The 16690-nt window shown below is 45.7% G+C and carries 12 protein-coding genes; 1 reads left to right on the forward strand and 11 read right to left on the reverse strand.

The features are described from left to right. Positions 1 to 39: 39 nt before the first annotated feature. Complete coding sequence (locus MHI30_RS17040; protein WP_075751288.1) at positions 40 to 1149, reverse strand: AI-2E family transporter; 1110 nt, start codon at positions 1147 to 1149, stop codon at positions 40 to 42. A gap of 301 nt (positions 1150 to 1450) precedes the next feature. Here MHI30_RS17040 and MHI30_RS17045 point away from each other — a divergent pair, with 301 nt between their 5' ends. Further along, a complete protein-coding gene (locus tag MHI30_RS17045) occupies positions 1451 to 2914 on the forward strand; it encodes a hypothetical protein (RefSeq protein WP_075751289.1) in 1464 nt (487 codons plus the stop codon). On the opposite strand, the gene MHI30_RS17050 is transcribed toward MHI30_RS17045, so the two are convergent. From MHI30_RS17050 to MHI30_RS17095, 10 genes are all read right to left on the reverse strand, one after another. Next, complete coding sequence (locus MHI30_RS17050; protein WP_020452803.1) at positions 2911 to 3441, reverse strand: HD domain-containing protein; 531 nt, start codon at positions 3439 to 3441, stop codon at positions 2911 to 2913. The two genes, MHI30_RS17045 and MHI30_RS17050, sit on opposite strands and share 4 nt — an antisense overlap. Positions 3442 to 3598: 157 nt before the next feature. Beyond that, on the reverse strand, positions 3599 to 4330 hold the full coding sequence (locus tag MHI30_RS17055) for a (S)-benzoin forming benzil reductase (protein ID WP_075751290.1): 732 nt from the start codon (positions 4328 to 4330) through the stop codon (positions 3599 to 3601). Positions 4331 to 4350: 20 nt separating this feature from the next. Beyond that, positions 4351 to 4806, reverse strand: coding sequence for a hypothetical protein (locus tag MHI30_RS17060; RefSeq protein WP_154495514.1), 456 nt, complete (start codon positions 4804 to 4806; stop codon positions 4351 to 4353). Between the two features lie 12 nt (positions 4807 to 4818). Continuing rightward, positions 4819 to 5307, reverse strand: coding sequence for a type VII secretion protein EssA (gene essA, locus MHI30_RS17065; protein WP_075751292.1), 489 nt, complete (start codon positions 5305 to 5307; stop codon positions 4819 to 4821). Beyond that, complete coding sequence (gene esaA, locus MHI30_RS17070) at positions 5297 to 8335, reverse strand: type VII secretion protein EsaA (protein WP_075751293.1); 3039 nt, start codon at positions 8333 to 8335, stop codon at positions 5297 to 5299. Before esaA ends, essA begins: the two co-directional genes overlap by 11 nt. After that, positions 8332 to 12816 (reverse strand): type VII secretion protein EssC, encoded by a 4485-nt coding sequence (gene essC / locus MHI30_RS17075; RefSeq protein WP_075751294.1) that lies wholly within the window; start codon positions 12814 to 12816, stop codon positions 8332 to 8334. Before essC ends, esaA begins: the two co-directional genes overlap by 4 nt. 36 nt (positions 12817 to 12852) lie before the next feature. After that, entirely contained in the window at positions 12853 to 14169 is a 1317-nt protein-coding gene (gene essB / locus MHI30_RS17080; protein ID WP_075751295.1) for a type VII secretion protein EssB, read from the reverse strand. 14 nt (positions 14170 to 14183) lie between these two features. Further along, the gene (locus MHI30_RS17085) at positions 14184 to 14423 is read right to left on the reverse strand and encodes an EsaB/YukD family protein (RefSeq protein WP_020452810.1); all 240 of its coding nucleotides are present in this window, start codon (positions 14421 to 14423) and stop codon (positions 14184 to 14186) included. Positions 14424 to 14503: 80 nt separating this feature from the next. Continuing rightward, positions 14504 to 14800 (reverse strand): WXG100 family type VII secretion target, encoded by a 297-nt coding sequence (locus tag MHI30_RS17090; protein WP_003184900.1) that lies wholly within the window; start codon positions 14798 to 14800, stop codon positions 14504 to 14506. Between the two features lie 332 nt (positions 14801 to 15132). After that, entirely contained in the window at positions 15133 to 16542 is a 1410-nt protein-coding gene (locus tag MHI30_RS17095) for a sodium:alanine symporter family protein (protein WP_075751296.1), read from the reverse strand. Positions 16543 to 16690 lie beyond the last annotated feature (148 nt).

Below are 16690 nucleotides of genomic sequence, written 5' to 3' on the forward strand. Positions count from 1 at the left end.
TTCAATTTATAGCATCATATGTGAAAATGGGCAAAACGTTCAGACTTCAGCATTTTCTGCCGTTTCTTTTTTATACCTCTGCCTTAAACGGACAAGGCGGACGATATTCAATGTAAAAGCCTTGAGCAGGGCATAAGCCGGAACGGCCAGGATCATGCCGAGAATGCCCCCGAAGCTTCCGGCGCCGATTAATAAAAGGATGATCGTCAGCGGATGCGTATTCAAACGGCGGCCGATAATCAGCGGCGACAGCAGATTTCCGTCTGTCTGCTGAACGGCAACGACGATGATCAGCGCGATCAATGCTTTCGTCGGCGAGTCGAGAAAAGCGATAATGACAGCCGGTGTCGCTCCAAGAAACGGTCCGACATATGGAATAATATTCGTCACGGCAATGATCAAGCCGAGAATCAGCGCGTATTTCACACCGGCGATCCAAAAACCGATGAAGCACGCCGTTCCGACAAACATACAAACAATAAGCTGTCCTTGAATGTAAGCCGCCAGCGTTTCATACAAATCCTTAAAAATTTTCAGCCCTTCATTTTTGTACTTGTCAGGCAGAATCTTGACAGCCAAATTCGGGAAACGGTGGCCGTCCTTCAGCATATAAAACAGGATGAACGGCACGGTAACAGCCGTGAGCGCAATGTTGGTCACAACGCCGAATACAGAAGACAGGCTCCCTGTAATATTCTCAGGCAGGCTCGTCAGGTATTCACCGATTGAGCTTTCGATTTTGGCAACCGATACGAAGTCCTGATTCATTATCCAAGTGAACCACTGCGAATTCGACATTTGCTTAATGAAAATCTGGATCTGTTTCACGTAGGACGGGATGCTGTTAAACAGATCGGTCACCTGCTTTGTAAACACGGGACCGACAGATGACAACACAAACACGATCAATGCCACAAACGCCAAATAGATCAGCAGAATGGACAGCGTTCTCGGCAGCTTTTTCTCAAGAAACCGCACGATCGGATTGAATATAAAATACAAGATTCCCGCAATTAAAATCGGAGTAAATAAAGTCGATGCAAATACAATGATCGGTTCGAAAAGAAAAGACACTTTTGTCGATACATAAATAATAAGAAGAACCAATAAAATTTGCAGCGTCCAAAAATGGGTTTTTGATTTTAACAAGCTTTGTTTCCTCCCGGTTGTTTTCATTACTCTAAAAACTACTATTGACACCATCGTCTGTCAACTGTTTTTACATCATCAATACGGACGGCGGGGAAAAGAGTTTCATTTCCATGAAAAAACGCGCGGTTATGCCGAAGGTTGGAATATATCCTCATATTGAATACCGGTTTCGGTCTTCACTGTAAATATTCCTCCCGTTTATGAAGATTTTCTAAATTTTTTCAGTCCGATGGTATAAAGTTCACCTCAAGAAAATATGATGAAAACGCTTACAACAAAAACCATGAGGTGAACAACGATGAAAAAACTGGTGCTGCTCATGCTTGTTTTGCTGCTCGTGTATCCGCATGTATCGAAAGCGGGAGGATTTAAAGGAGGCGGCGGCGATCCGGGCCACTGGTTCGCGGGAGACCCTGTTGAACATCCTGATCCAGCAAAACCGCCGATTGTATTTGTCCATGGATTAAACGGCTCTTCAAGCGCTTGGTTTGACGGAAATGACATGGCGGAGCAGGCGTGGAAAAACGGATATGATGCGGCTTTTATCGATCTCCACCCCGATAAAGACATGCAGGATAACGGAGCGATGCTGGCCGCCAAACTGCGCGAAATCTACCAGCATTTCGGCCGCAAGGTCATTCTCGTTTCCTACAGCAAAGGCGGAATTGACAGTCAGTCGGCGCTGATTCATCACAACGCATACCATTATGTCGAGCGCGTGATTACGCTCGGAACCCCCCATCACGGCTCACAACTGGCAGACCTTGCCTACAGCAGCTGGGCAGGATGGCTCGCCGATATTTTAGGCCAAAAAAATGACGCCGTTTACTCGCTCCAAACAGGGTTTATGAAATCGTTCCGCGATCAGACCGACAATCATCCCAATCGATCGAAAACCAAATATTTCACCTTGGCAGGCAATAAAATCGGCGGGTTCGGCAGCGTTTTATTTTTTGGGGGCGTCTATTTAAACATGTTTGGCGAAAATGACGGAGCCGTCACCGAAAAAAACGCGAGACTCCCTTACGCCACAAATCTGAATACAGGGAAGTGGGATCACTTCTCGATTATTAAAGGAAACCTCACATTTCCTGTATTTATGCCTTTATTGACGGTTCAGGCATATGCAAATGAAACAGCTAACATCAAGGAAAACCTATCGTACCCTTTTATCAGAGGAGGGGAAAATCATGGGTTGAGAGAAGAGGAGTTCGCCGTTGAAAAAGGTGTCAAGGAAATAACCGTTCACTGGCTGAGCAATCATTCCTCGGGAAATATCAAATTGACAGATCCGCACGGCAAGCCGCTCAAAGACTTTTCAATAGCAAAGACGGCGGATGTTTTTGAAGGGGGATTCGTCCATTCCGCTGCCATTAAAAATCCGGCTGCAGGCACATGGAAGATCGCATCATCCGTCAAACAAAAAGAGGCGTTTTTGTTCATTGTGACGTACGATTCTCCTTTGAACGAGCAAATTAAAAACGCAGTCACCAGAGAATCGTCAAAGCTTGCGAATGTTAAGGCGTCCGTTCGTTCTATCCGCTACGAAAACGGAAAACAGGCCGAGAAAAAGTCGCTGAAAACAGCTTCCATCAATGCGCTGCAAAACAGCCTGTCATTCAAAAAAGCGGGCATGTATTCGGTGACGATCGACCTTTCAGGAAAAACGGCAGACAACTCGCCGTTTAACAGGACGATCATCCGCTCTATTTATGTAAATGACAAAGGGGAGAAGTTTGAAAACAGCCCTTTGTCCGATTAAACCGTTCTTTTCATGGGAGATAAAGATTCATCGACCATGCGGTCAAGCTTTCTGATCTTTTCAAGCGCCAGCTTATGATCGATTTTGCGGTAATGGTGGTTTCCGCCCGGCTCTTCGTCCAGCTCATCCGCTTTTTTGACGATTTCCTGCAGCTTGTTTTTATCGAGGTCCCCTTCTGGCAAATAGGAATCCGTATGAAGCAAAATTGCCAAAGCAATCTCTTTTGCCGCTTTCCGATCTTCGCCGAGGCGGATCAGAAGCTTGTGGGCGCGCTCGGCTCCCTTTATCGCGTGAATGTCGTTTTGCTTGTATTTTTCATAATCCCATTCCCCGTCGGTATACCATTCATAATGGCCGATATCGTGCAGCAAAGCCGCTTTTGTCGCAATATCAGGGTCTACTCCCGCCCGCACCGCCAGGCGGTATGCGTGGTAAGCGCAGGCTACGGCATGAGCTACACCGGAGCGTGTTAAATATTTTTGTGCGATTGGATGGGTGAATACATCCACTAATGTTACGTTTCTCATGTAAACCCCTCCTTTATATATTTTTAGAATCCTAACATATTTTCATGCAAATCTCAATTGATCTGACACATCATATTCAAAATTCCGCTATATGAGCTGGCGCAATAATAAAATAAAAACAAGCACAATCGATTTGATGTGCTTGTTTTTTTATTTTTCACAAAAACTCTTTAATGTCATACACTCTGCCGTTTTCAAAGTCGGTCTCAAGCAGGTCGAGCAGAACGCCGGCGACATAAGGCGTGCTTCTCAGCTTTCCTTCTGTTTGATAGGTTTTGAATCGTTCAATTTCATGAAAGTCCTTTTTCGATGATGAACGGATAACCTCTTGCATACCGGTATCCATGATCCCCGGTGAGAAAGAAATCATCTTCACCGGATCAGACTCATCTTCCTGTTCAAAGCCGAATGTTTTTGTGAACATATCGAGCCCCGCTTTTGAACTGCAGTAGGCGCTCCATCCTTTATAAGGGTTTTTGGCTGCGCCTGATGATATATTGACAATCGATTTCTTGCCTTTGTATGGCTTGAGCCATTTGGTAAACAGCTGGCTGAGAATCACCGGCGCTAACAAATTCAAGTCATAATGCAGCCTCAGCTCTTCCGGTTCAGCTTCAACGGCGCGCTTGATCGGCGTCACCATGCCCGCATTGTTGATTAAAGTGATCGAAGCAAAATCGCGGGCTTGGACAGATTCTGTCAATTGCCGAAACCATTTTTCTGTTTCAGCGAGCTGTGTCAGATCGGCCTCATGCTGGATCAGCCTGTCATGACTGACTTCAGACTTGGTCCTTGAGACAGCGTGAACAATATGGCCTTTTTGCAAAAGTCCTTCGGCAATCGCGGCGCCAAGCCCTTTTGACGCTCCGGTAACAATGGATAAATGCATACGGCGTCCCTCCTTATCCATTATTGTACTGATTCATCAGCCTGCTTCTCAAGTGCAGCGGTTTTCTGTTCCGGAAGAAATGCGGCGAGCACGTAAAAAACCGCCGTCAGTAAACTGAACCATTCGAACACAACCAGCTGAAGAGCGGCCCCAAAAACAAGCAAACCTTGCGTCCATGAACCGCATTTCCCTTTTAAAACGCGAATCAAAGCAAAGATCATGATGGCAAGTGCCACACTCGAGCCTAGCAAGCCATAACCGTAGTGGAAAAAGTCCACCATTGCCTGATCGTGTTCCTCCCTCAGCGATGGGTATATCAGTAAAATGATGCCTAATGTGCCGATGACCACAATGTAATAGAAAATGGATTCTAATATTAGCAGCCCGTGTACTGCCACAAGCATTAATAACCAAATCGCCGCCAATGCAAAAGCTAACCATGCAGACAGCACCTTATAGAACCTCGGATTTTTCATTGTTGAGCGCTCCTATTTTTTCTGCTGACCGCTGACTTTCGGAATCAAAAAGAACAGACCGGCGATGCATAAGAGGATCAGCAGACCGTACAAGATGGGCAGGAAGATGGATTGCCGGCTTTCAGCAGCGTCATCTTCCCGTCCTGATAAGGACGGATTTGCCGAGAATGACAGGTCAAGCTGCTTCAGCTTTGACGCCACGGAATTGCTCTCATTCGTGAAGCTTCCGGACAGGCTTTTCAGCTTTTCGATGGCATCTTCTTTTTTCGAATCTGTAAATGAGAATTCCTTCAGTTCTTCTGGAATTGATATTTTTTCTTTGTATTCCGTCTCTTCTTCCTGAAGATAGTCCGTCTCGATTTTAATATCCTGCTTTTCATACTCGTTTGGCTTTACATCGACTTTATCGGTTTCCTCCGCCTTCACGATCGGAGTGAAAAGAAAGAAGGAGAGCATGACTGCCATGATCCCCTTCTTTCCCCATTTCGCATTAAGCATCATGGTCAGTCTCGCTTTCTTCTGTTCTTGATTTTGCAAAATCGATAATAAAAGGAACAGCAATCGCGATGATCGTGATTAAAATTAATGCTCCGATTCCGAGTGCAAACTGGCTTCCAGTTCCGTACTGAATCGACATATATACGGCTGATACCGGATTGTTAAAGCTGAAATTCGGCATCGCCAAGTCAAGCAGCGGCGCTACATAGAACAGCACCATAGCGGCTGTTGCGATTCCGCCTGCAATCGATCCCAGCATAAACGCCGTCCGGATGATGGCTGAACTTGCGACCAGCAGCAAGATCGTAAAGACCGACCACATGACGGCCTGATCGTCTGCGAGTGAGTAAATGTTCAAACCGAACAGGCTGATCATCAGTCCGACAATAATATTCAAAATGCCAAACAGCGCGCCTCTGACTAAGAGCGGAGCATTTTGATAATGGTGGCTGAAATATCCGATCAGCAAGCTGGAAAGCATCACAATCACGAGAATGACGACCGGCGGTACGTTTTGCGCTTTCGACTCTGGAACATCCCCGCTGATTTTCACCGGACTTGCCAGATGATCGTATACATATCCGTCGTTTCCTCCGAACGCATTGCCGAGAATGCCGTACACGTCTCCGCGGATCAGTTTTGTCGTCGCGACATTTTGACCCCAGTTTGAATTCAGGGTATCCGCTTTTTTCTGAACATCGTTTACACTTTCCTGAATATTGCCCGTGTACTCGATGACGCCTGATTGCGTTTCCGACAAGGAACCGAGCATGTTAGACAGCTGCAAAATGTCATTTCCAAGCGTATCCTGCATGCTGATGACCATCGTTCCATCTGTCGCGTCTCCCTGCATGACCGCCGTTCCGGCGCCTTCCGGATTGCGCAGCTGTTCAGATACGGCATTTGCTCGTTCTGAAATGTTGCTGAGCTCATTCAGCACGTCGGTCTGCTTCTCATTAATGAAATCGCCGTAGCTTTTGACGAAATCGGTCATGTCTGTTGTGTAATTTTCAATGTCTTCATTTGTAGACAGCATGTTATTTTTTAAATTGCTCCATTTTTCCGCTTCGGTTTCACCGATTTTAAGGACGGTATCCACACTGTCTTTTTTCGCGGAGATGACATTGTTCTTAATTGAATAATCTACTGATCCGTATAGCGTTGTTCTATATACAGACAACGTATTATGATATCTAAGAAGGTCGCGGACATCTCTTGTATTGATTTTAGAAGCAAAAGCCTCTTTTAATGCTTCTTTTCTCTCAGCACCCATCGGGTAGCTTAATATCTCGTTTTCAAGCGTTTCGATTTGGCTGTAAATCGTCTTAAAGTCTTCATTCTGGCTCTCTTCAAGCTTTGTAATTCGCCCGTTCAGCTTTTCGATATTTTGATTTAAGTCTTTAATCGTATTCGTTAATTCAGCGACTTTATCATCAAATTTTTCTAGCTGTTTTTTCAACTCTTCATTATGCGTTTCCTGTTTTTCGCGAAGATCTGTTTCCACCTTTTCAATTCTAGCGGCGGCTTCATTGAGCTGTGCTTTTAACTTGGCAATTTCGTCATCAGGCTCGTCTCCCGGGTTCTCCGTTTGGCCGTCTTCGCCCGTTCCCTTATCGCCATCATCAGCAGCAGAAGTTGTTCCGTCCTGCTGACCGTTTTCCCCGGTTTCAGGAGAAGGTTCTTGACCTTGATTCGGCTCTCCGGCAGATGGGTCTTTATCTCCTGAATTGTCGCCATCATTCCCTGAGGAATCCTTTAGCCCGTCCGATAATTCTTTTAGATCAGCCGCAATGCTCTTCAATTCATCTTGCTGTTCTTGAAGATCAATTTTTAAATCTTTCGGCTGTTCTTCGTCGTCATTTTGATCTTCATCATCGTTATCTTGATCATCACCAGGATTTGTGGTTCCTGGATCTTCCTGTGGAACGGTTAACACTGAGCGCCTCTCTATTAATTTAGGTTGCAGCACGCTCAGATTATAGCTTCTCGTTTGGGCCTGATACTCATCGATCAACTCACTCTCGATAGTCTTAATACCGTCTATTTGGATCGGTACCTGTTCTTCCCGCGTCGTTTGCAGGTACTTAAAAGAGTTCGCGGTCAGGCCGAATTGATTTTGCAAACCGTTGAATGAAGCGGCCATGCCGCTCATTTGTTCATTGAAACGGCTCGTGGCGCTGGACTGCTTTTCCTTAATGACCGTAAGGCCGTCTTGGATCTGGCCTTCACTGTCCGCTTGTGCAGCCATCAGCAGTTCCGACTGCTTTTCTTGATATTGTTTGTACTGATTGACGTTGTCGACGAAGCTGTCCAATTGTTTTTTGGATTCTTCGACGCTTGCGTTGCGCTCTTTTGATGTGCCTTCTGTTTCATTGATCGACTCTTTCAGTCTGTCGATCATCTCTTTTTGTCTCTCTACTTCGCCCGCTAAATTGTTGGAGCTCGGCTTATAAAAATTGTACATCGCGTTTTGGAACTCTGATTCTTTGTTTACGATGCTGTCAAACTCTTTTCTGACCTTTTTGACTCCCTGTTTGACAAAGCGCCAGTACAGGGAAGACATTTTTTTGCTCACCGTTTTTTGCGCGTCTTGAAGTTCGCGCTGGACTTTTTCCTTGTTGACGGCGTCAAGCTGGTCCTGGATTTTAAATTCTAGCTCCGCTTTTTGCGGACGCTCATGGTTGTAGCTTAAAATGTTTTGCGAAAAGTCCGACGGAATGTAGACAATCGCATCGTATTGCTTCTCCGAAAGTCCGCTTTCTGCTGCGCTCCGGTTGACGACCGTCCATTTATAGTCCGGACGGTCAACCAGGGAAGCCGAGATTTCGTTCCCCAGCAGCGCATCTTCATCAACGGTTCCGTCATCTTTCAAAATGCCGGTATCTTCATTGACGACAGCGATTTCCCTTGTCGCGTTCGATACCTTTTTCGTCGGGTTCTCACCGATGAAATGAAAGAACAAGACGGGCAGCAAGATGACCGTGACGATGGCGCTGATAATTTTCAGCGTGCTTTTTTGTTGTTCCGTCATTTCGTTTTCTTCCTTTCTACGGCACATAAAGGAATTTGAATTTTCCTCTCTTTGCCGTTTTCAACGATATAGCCAAAGCCCGGGAGAATTTCCGGCTCCTGGCGTTCATATGGGAGCTGAATCAAGTTCTGCTCGGATTTTTTCATCAATAGCATGGCGTGTCTGACCTGCTTGACTTCGCTTGTCAGCGAATCATAGCCTTTTGTGAACTCGCTGTGGTTTCCTGCAGGTATAAAGTGGAAGCCTAAATGGGCGTATGACTTCATAAACATCGCCATTTTGTCCTGAATCGATGCGTCGATCGTCTGCTGGAACCGTGAAAGTCCGTCGACGATAAAGACCATCGGTGAAAAATCAAGGTTGGCGATTTCGCCTTGTTTAACGGCTTCCAAATACATCGCTTCTCTTGTCCGGCAAATTTCTTCCGTCTCAGCCAGCCAGAGCATAATGTCGTCTTTTGTTTCAAGATAGCTGATTTGATCCTCTGTCGCATATTGAGAAAGCCCTCTGTCTATCGAATCAAACACGGCAATTTTTTTCGTGTCATGGTCAAGCAGGTGCTCGAGCATGATCTTGATGACGTTTGTTTTTCCGCGCTGCGTCTGACCCATGATGAGGCAGTGCTTATTTTTCTCAAGGTTAAAGTATACGGGTTCGACAGATTCTTCATCGAGCCCCATTGGAATAAGGCCTCTTTCAGGCTGCAGCGGATAATCTCTCACAAACTGCGTGACGGAAAGCTCGAGCGGCAGCATCGGCACAGGCGCCGGCTTTCTCATGCCTTCCGAGCGTTCTGCGATCGCCTGAATGTCGGCTTTGATCCCTTCAAACAGCTCGATATCGTTGTCCGCTTTCACAGGCATAAACATTTGTGCGAAGTATTGGTTTTCTTTATTGATAATGACGCGTCCAGGGATCGGTTCAAGGCTGAATTCCGGCCTTCCGATGATCGAATATGCTTCAGACTGATCCATCAGGTAGTGAACAACCCTCGTTTTCAGGTTGTTCAAGAGCGACTGTCTGATCGCATTGACCCTTGTCGCGGTCAGGATTAAATAAATTCCAAGCGACTGGCCGTCGCGTGAAAACTGGATAAATTCGCTTTCAAGTTCATGCATTTCGTCTTTAATGATGTCAAAGTTGTCGACCGTTATGAAAATAAACGGCAGCTTTTCCTCATTCAGCGCATTGTACATCTTGATATGGCTGATTTCTTTTGCACGGAAGAGATTTTTCCGGTGCTCGATTTCCGCCTTGATCCGGACCATGAATTTCTCGATTTTTCTCGTTTGGTCCATCAGGAAATAATCCGCGGTATGCGGAAGCCTTGCAAGCGGAAGCAGTGTTCCGTTGCCAAAGTCGAAAATGTAGTAATGCAATTCTTCCGGTGTATATTGTTCGGCAAAGCTCATCATGAACGTCGTGGCGGTCAGGGATTTTCCGTAGCCTGACGAACCGACGATGCCGATATTGCCGTCATCCATCATGCGATAGCTGATCGGCTCCTGGCTTTGCTTTTCAGGTTCATCGATATAAGCAAAGTTAAAGGCATCCGCTTCCTCAGACGGGTAGCGCGTTTTAGGTATGCGCTCTTCAAGCGGCGGCAGCCAAGGGCTCGGAAGCTTCTCGATTCCCATTTCCGCTTGAATCCGTTCAATTTGTTCGACGACGGCGGAAATTTCCGTCACGGCCTCTTTTTTCGCCGTATGATCGGCATCAACATCTGACAAAGGAATTAACCCGGTGTCTGTGACGATCGCCACTTCATCCTCTGTGCCGTAGCCGTCCTCCATGTAAGGGGCGCCGCTCCATGCAGACTGGAACAGTTCATACACCTCATTGTTGCCGACTTGCAAATAACCGCGGCCCGTTACCGTGATGGTAGACGCATCCCCGTTTTTAAGGATTTCTTTACTGTCATTCGCATCCTGAACCTTCAAGGCGACCTTGAATCTGGAGTTGCTCCAAATCTGGTCGTCGATGATGCCGCCCGGCTTTTGCGTCGCCAAGATTAAGTGCACCCCAAGGCTTCGGCCGATCCTTGCCGCGCTGACAAGCTCGCGGATAAATTCCGGTTCTTCGCTTTTCAGCTCGGCAAATTCGTCTGAAATTAAGAAAAGGTGCGGCATCGCCGTTTTCGCTTTTTTCTGTTTGTAAAGCTTTGTATAGTCATTGATATGGTTGACTTTGTACTGGTCAAAGAGCCGCTGCCTTTTCTTCAGCTCGCTCTTAATGGACGCCAGCGCCCGGTTGCTGAAGTTCTTGCTGCCTTCAATGTTAGTAATCGTTCCGAGCAGATGCGGAATGTTCCGGAACGGCTGCGCCATTCCGCCCCCTTTGTAGTCGATTAACAAAAATGCGACTTCATGCGGGTGAAAGTGAACGGCCAAAGACAAAATATAAGTCTGCAAAAATTCACTTTTACCCGAACCGGTCGTTCCGGCAAGCAGCCCGTGGGGGCCGTGTGCTTTTTCGTGAAGGTTCAAATAGACAATGTCGTCTTTTCCTTTATAGCCGATCGGTACGGCCAAAGATTTGGCCGATTCGCTTGTCAGCCATTTTTGGCCGATTCCGATGTCATCGACTTCCTTCACTTGGAACAGTTCGAGAAATGATACGGTATCAGGAATCGAATTCGTCATGCCCGTCTGGTGGTCAAGCGTTCTCAGCGTCCGGGAAAACAGTTCATTGTCTTCCCTGTTGTGGTGATCCAGCTGAAACGGGATCTGGACGGCTTTCTTTTGCTTGATCAAAATGTCGCCTTCCTGTTCAGTAATATAACGAACAAGGGTATGAATGTTTTCGGACAGGCTTTCTTTCGTCTCTGCCGCCACGATTGTCGACACTCCGAGGTTTTTCTGCTTGCCTTCCAAATATTCTAAAATGACGTGTTCTGCGATGAGCTGCTGATTTGTGATGATAAACACAAAGTGCGGCTTGTACAATGTTTTCTTTTTATTTTCATCTAAATCCCGTTCTCTCAATATCTCATATATGCTTGAAAGGAGCTGATCTCTCGTCTGTTCGTTGTAAATAAACCCTTTCGCATAAATATGAGGCATCTGAAAATGCGGGAGCCACTTCATCCATTCCCATTCTTGATACTCGGCTTCGTCAAAAATAAAGACAAAGCGCAAATCATGATAGCTGTGGAAAAATGCGAGCTGGCCGACAAGCTGATGAATTTCATTTTTGACGACGGACAATTTTCCGACGACGCCCATCGGGCCTTCGGCGAGATTCACGGTGATCGGCGCATTTTTCAGCTCTCTGTAGACCTCTTCCATTTTTTGCGTTTGTTCGAGGAGATGGTCTGTATCGCGATTGGCCAAATCTCCGCCGTTCAAATTGATTTGGTATGAAGATGCAACATTTCCCGTTCCAAGGCGGATTTGCAGAAAATCGGCGCTTTCAATCGATTTTTCCCAAATCCGTCCGCTGATCTCCTTTGTTAAATATTTCATTCTCTCAAATGTAGGAAAATGGAAATCAAGGACGAACTTTTGCCTTTCTGCAAGTTCATGCAGCTCTTTCTTTTTGTTTTCAAGGTAAAGGGTGTAGACCCGCTCTCTTTTTTCTTCTCTTTTTTTACGCTGATTTTTATCGCGGAAGTACTGCACGGTTGACGTAATCAGCGTCATCATAAACATCGCAAGGGAGACGATGATAAAGATTCCCCGCGGCTGAATGAGCGCCACGATCCCCATGACGAGCAGCATGACGATCGGAGGCAGAATCATCAGCCATAAGCCTCTGTTGTCTCCGTCGCTTTCCTGTGCCGGGAAGCTGAAGGATATCTTTTCATCCGGCAGGTCGTAAATCATTCTCGGCGGCCTGCGGTATTGCGGATATTTATTTTTTGTCTCGGAGCTCGGCTTGAGAATGTTCTCCAAAGACGTATCATACTGCCCGAACCCCTCGATTTCCAAGAGATCATCTTCAACGATGCGAAGAATATTCAGTCCAAATGCGATTTCGTCTCCATTTTGCACGGAGACCGAAGCGGACACTTCTTCTCCGTTCAAATAAATTTTGGCGCCATTCGGCAGGACATTCCATCGCCCGTCGAGGCGGATGAAGGAGAATGTACCTTTTTCTCCAAAGAATGAATCCGTTTCATGGAAATAAACATCCGCTTCTTGATCGAGGGAAGAAATGACGACTTCCTGCCTCTCTCCCAAATAGTGGGCGGGAACGCTGTCGGATTCTTCGGCTAAAAAAAGCGTCAGCTGTTCAGCGCCGCTTTGGACGGACGCCTTTCCGCCAAGCTTTAAAGAAGAAACAGTCTCCCCTCCCAGCTGCACGTTGAAAGCGTCTGAGTCCTTCTGCTTTTCCAGTACCACCGGGCCTTTTTCAAACGAAAAATGCTTGATCGTGACAGAATGTTTCAAATCCGGCCCGATTGTGAGCGTGCGGCTGTTCTGATCATCCAGTTTTATTTTTTGATAGTTTTTATGATAAAAAATCCATAACAGACTCATTTCTCCGCCTCCTGCCAACAACAGGTGTTTTCGCTTTTATTTATCATCTTTTTTCTTTTTGTCTTCCTTTTCTTTATTTTCTTTTTTCGCCTGCTCTTGCTCGGCCTTCTCCTTTTCAGCCTTTGCGGCCTCTACGTCCGCCTGGCTTTGCTCGGTGTTTGCCTGCTGGTTTTCATCAGTTTTAGCTTTCTGTTCATCTGCTGTCCGCTTCAATTCTTCAAGTTCTTTTTCGAGCGGTTCCAGCTGTTTCTGCCTCTCATCACTGGACAATTTATCATCAGCTTTAATGTCATCTGTATATTTCATAAGTGCCAACATAATCTGTGCATTGTTTTCCAGCTTACGGGCCGTCTCAAGCGCTTCTTTATTGGCGCCGCGTCCGATCTGAATCCAGTAAAGGAAGTTATTCGGATCGACTTGAAGCGTCAGGCTCTTCATAGCATCTTCCTGTAAATCCGCTTCCTTCAGTACATTGTCAACGATGATATACGAATAAGCAAGCTGATATTGAACAGAATCAGGCATCTCGCCGGCATCATATTTATCAAGCGTACTGATGACTTTGCTGTACTGTTTATTTAAGAAGTAGCGGTTGCTTTCGATAAACGCCTGCTGTTTCGGTTGTGCAAAGAATAATGAGTAGAAGGAAAATAAAACAGCCGGTATTAAGCATAAAATAAGTCCTAACCCTATGTACCTTTGAATCTTCCATTTCTTCTTCGGAAGATGGACAAGCGTTTTTTCTTCGGCATCCAGTTCATCGATCCTCTTTTGAATGACGGCTTTCAAATCGCCGTACGTCCCGCTTGTGATGATGTCTTTTACCTGATCTGAAAACTTGATGGTTTCGCTGTATTTTAAATACTCTTCAAAAGTAAACTGCCCGTCGACAGCAAGCGCAGCGGCCGCTTTCACTTCATTGAAAAGTCTTTCTTCGTCGTGTTCATATGGCGGAATGCTTTCTTTCACTCCATAATGTAAAAATTTAGGTGTTAACCCTTTATCAAAAACAATGTTTTCAGGCGCAGCGATCAGGTGCAGCCTTTTAATTGAATGTTCTTCAACGGCTTTCACGAGCTGGTACGCAAAAAGCCATTTGCTTTTTTTATTTTTTCCTTTTATATAACGAAATTCTTTATATTCGGAAGGAGGCTGAATCAAAATTTGGACTTCATCATCGGTCATGACGGTTTCTTTATTAAAGGAAGGATCGACTTCTTTAATGACGTTTGCTTCCAAGCCGTTCACAAGATTGATCTTTTCTCTTTGAAAACGAAAGATATATGCACCGTCTTCTTTCGTCATGACGGCCTCTAATTGGTCTTCGAGATACGTTTTCTTTTTCTCTGCCATTCATCCAGATCCTTTCATAAAATTTCCAGGCGATCACCTGTCGTAATTCCGCATTGCGATAATGTATATTCGCCTGAAAAAACGGCATCTTTATTTGTCACCCTTACCCAGTAGCCTTCCCGGGGAGGTACCGGTATGCTTTTGGCTTGCCACGCGATGTCGATTACCTTTTTAACAGAATGGTAATCCGACAGTCTGAGGTCAAAGGCGCTGCCGTCGTAATGTTTTAAATCGATGGTAATGTCAACATACACCAGTTCATCACCTCTCAATAGAAAAAGCGCCGTCATCTTCTTTTGAATTAGGCGCTTCTCTCATTCTTCTAATCTGTAAATTAGCCGCGGATTTGGCTAGCGATGTCTTGGTCAGTGCTTTCAAGAGTGTTAGCAGTCTGATGAAGCTGTTTAGAAACGTCGCTTAGAAGTTCAGCCATTTTAATAAAAGAAGGTCTTAGCTCTTGATATTGCTCTGAGAACGCACGGCTTGATTCACCTTCCCACATATCTTGAAGCTGGTTGATCATTTGATCAAGACGCTGATTGACCTGTTCAGTCACATCTCCGCTTTCTTTTTGATATCTGTCAGCCATTTGCCGCAATTCAGCCGGCGTAACACGAATGATTCCTGACATATTCCTTATACCTCCTGCGCTATTCGCCCTAGATATGGGCTAAATAACTTATTTTTTTGAACGCTTTTATTATAAAAACAAGATTGAGGCACAGTCAAACAAATCTGTTGTTATTTTACAAAATGAGTCTAAAGGTTTATCATTCCTCTATTTCCACCCAGCAAAAATTATAGAAATCTAGTAAAAATATCTCAATTTTCTTCTTTCGGAACATTTGAATCAAATGGCATGGTTCTGTATACCCACTTGAGTCTGAAGTGTTTCCATAGGATAAAGGAAGGATTGCATAAGCGCAAAAAAGCCCGCCTCTAAGAGAGGCAGGCTTGTCTCGATCAGCCCGCTTTCAAGCCGGCTGACTTTTGTTTTTCCTTATTATAATGGTGCAAAAAGAAATCGTCAGTTTCCGCCCGAATGACTTTCCATAAGAGCACAAGGGCGATCAAGTTCGGGATCATCATTAATGCGTTTGCCGCGTCGGCAAAAGCCCATACAGTATTCAGGCTTGCGACTGCACCGTAATATGCAGCAATGACATAAACGACACGGTAAACCGGCACCCATTTTAAACCAACTAAATATTCCAGACATTTTTCTCCATATACATACCAACCGACAATGGTTGAGTAGCCAAAGAAAATCACCGAAAACGTAACGATGTATTTGCCCGCGGCTCCCAGCGAAGAAGCAAACGCGGCGTTTGTCAGCGCGCCGGCATCAAGCGATGTATCATGGGCAACACCAGAAAGCAGACCGCCTGAAGGATCCCAGAATCCCGTGATAATGAGGACGAGTCCGGTCATTGTACATACGATCAATGTAACGATGAAAGTTCCCGTCATCGCAACCAAAGCGGCCTTGACGGGGTGATCGGATTTCGCGTTTCCTGCGATTAAAGCAGCGGTACCAAGACCCGCTTCATTTGAAAAGATTCCTTTCGACATTCCGTTTCTGATCGCCTCAGACACGACCACACCAGTAAAGCCCCCCGCGGCTGACACCGGGTTGAAGGCGTGATAAAAAATCAGCTGGAACGCCGGAATGATTTGATCATAATGAAGGAAAATAATGATCAGTGAGCCGCCGATATAAAGTATCGCCATGACCGGCACAAAAATGCTCGCAACCGTGCTGACACGCTGAAAACCGCCGAAGATGATCGCAGCCGTCAATACTGCGAGCACAAGGCCGATGATCCAGCCGGGAATCCCGAAGCTGTGTGTAACGACTTCCGAAATCGTGTTGGACTGGACGGAATCCCCGATTCCAAAAGAGGCAAGCACACCTGACAATGCAAATAAAACGGCAAGCGGCTTCCACTTCTTCCCGAGCCCTTTTTCGACATAGTACATCGGCCCGCCCGAATATTCGCCCCGCTCATTTTTGACGCGGTATTTCGTGGCGAGCAATGCTTCGCTGTATTTCGTAGCCATCCCTAAAAGACCGACGAGCCACATCCAAAACAAAGCCCCCGGACCTCCAACCGTAATCGCCGTGGCTACACCGGCAATATTCCCGTTTCCGATCGTTCCGGCAAGCGTCGTCATCAGCGCCTTGAAATTGCTGACATCACCGTCTGCTCCGGCTGATTCTTTCTCTTTCCCGAATGCAAGTTTGAATGCATATATCAATCTTTTAAATTGAAGTCCCCGCAGGATGAACGTCAGAAATAAACCGGTTCCCACAAGCAGTATGATGCCCGGGACTCCCCATAAAAAGCCGTTGATTTTCTCTAGAATCGCCAATGTTCCTACTCCTCTTATTTCAGAATAATTAAATTTGGTTTAATACATCGCCGTGTTTATGAAAAATAATAAATCATCAGCGACTTTTTTGTTGATTTTAACAAACAACTATATTCATAATAAAAGTAAGATGGGTATATGTCAAAAT

It is taken from the genome of Bacillus sp. FSL L8-0528, assembly GCF_038593085.1.
Taxonomy (GTDB): Bacteria; Bacillota; Bacilli; order Bacillales; family Bacillaceae; genus Bacillus; species Bacillus paralicheniformis.